The sequence below is a fragment of the Pseudomonas sp. DVZ6 genome, assembly GCF_024259445.1.
GTDB classification, from domain to species: domain Bacteria; phylum Pseudomonadota; class Gammaproteobacteria; order Pseudomonadales; family Pseudomonadaceae; genus Aquipseudomonas; species Aquipseudomonas peradeniyensis.
This window is the reverse complement of record NZ_JANCLM010000107.1, coordinates 1-637: the sequence shown is the minus strand read 5'-3', so window position 1 is coordinate 637 and position 637 is coordinate 1. Positions and strand designations below refer to the sequence as shown.

Below are 637 nucleotides of genomic sequence, written 5' to 3'. Positions count from 1 at the left end.
GTCGGCGAGCTCTTCGCGTTGTATCAGGGCAGCGATGTACGTGCGCGTGGCCGCCAGGCGCTCGAGGCGAGGGTAGAAGCCATGGACGCTGGTGAAGGGGCCGGTGCTGGGCACGGCGTATTCCAGGACCTCGTCGAGTTGCAGGCGGTCTGCGTGCATGGCCCGGCCCACACTGCCGGGCGCTTCGCGGGCCGCTTTCAGGTCGAGTGCGAGGAAGCGGCTGGTGAGCTCGGGGTCGTTGTTCGCGATGGCGTGCTTGTACTGGTCCAGCACGGGTTTGGGCCAGGGGTCGTTGGCGAAGGCGATCCAGGCGGTCGAGTACAGCAGGGTGTTGATGTTGATGAACGACGCAATCACATCGTGATGTTCTTGCCGGCAGGCCGTTGACAAGGGTTTGCCGGCTTGCGGGGGTGGCTGGAAGGCCGGGAACTGGCGCAGGGCCCCTTCGGGGGTGACCTGGTAGGCGTGCCAGACCCGTTGGTCGAGCAGCACGTAGACATAGCCCTGGCGCAGGATGCGTAACTGTTCGTTGTGCATGGGGATGCCGGCGACACCGTTGTAGTTGGGCAGGTTGCGCGTGCTCAGGGTCTTGGGGCTGGGGGCGTAGGCGGTACGTAATAGGAGGATGGGCAGGCCG

Annotated in this window: 1 protein-coding gene; it reads right to left on the bottom strand. The window is 65.5% G+C overall.

The window, feature by feature from the left end:
* Window positions 1-637, bottom strand: a 637-nt coding sequence (locus tag NMG10_RS25835; protein WP_302328762.1) for a T6SS effector BTH_I2691 family protein, incomplete at both ends; no start/stop codon positions are given.